The sequence below is a fragment of the Ligilactobacillus equi DSM 15833 = JCM 10991 genome, from assembly GCF_001435735.1.
GTDB classification, from domain to species: Bacteria; Bacillota; Bacilli; order Lactobacillales; family Lactobacillaceae; genus Ligilactobacillus; species Ligilactobacillus equi.
The window spans coordinates 1-636 of sequence record NZ_AZFH01000164.1; the positions used below are offsets into that span (position 1 = coordinate 1).

Consider the following 636-nt stretch of genomic DNA (forward strand, 5'->3'; position numbering starts at 1 on the left):
ACACCCTCAATTTTGGACGTTCACATCGCTTTTTATCCCCTTTAAATTGTACCTTCATATTTGAAGTAAATACTTAAAAAACCACCAAAACTGGTGGCTTTTACTTATTTGCTATATCCTAATTCTTGACTAACTTTGGACAATAATGCGTTCAAGTTATCAACATAATTCTTAATATCATTATATGCGATTGTAAGTTCAACAAATAATGAATCATCTACCTCTCTTTGTTCATTAATTGCTGATTTATCAAACATTACCCCAAAATGCGAGTTTTCTAAATCATCTAGTTCAATCGTTAAGTAAGGACTATCGTCTACTTGTTGATTTCCATTTACTACACCCACCATAAACTGACCGAATGAGTATGTAATATCTTGTGGATCAACTATTATTTCACCGTGGTTATCAGTAACTAACAGTTCTTCTTCCCACTCGCTTTTAAGTGAGATTACCTTTTCATTTTCCTCTCCATTTACAACCATCTTTAACATACCAATCACATTCCTTTCTGGATTTTGACTCTCTCTTTATGTATACCCTAATTATGACATCCTTTTTAAGGTTGACAAGCTCTTACAGATTTTTTAGATTTGTAATCTACTTCTTATCAGATTTCTTTACTGGCATCCCACT

1 protein-coding gene is annotated in these 636 nt (G+C 32.7%); it reads right to left on the reverse strand.

What is annotated here, in order from left to right; genetic code table 11:
* Positions 1 to 104 precede the first annotated feature (104 nt).
* Positions 105 to 494, reverse strand: coding sequence for a hypothetical protein (locus FC36_RS08870; RefSeq protein WP_025021492.1), 390 nt, complete (start codon positions 492 to 494; stop codon positions 105 to 107).
* Positions 495 to 636: the final 142 nt, after the last annotated feature.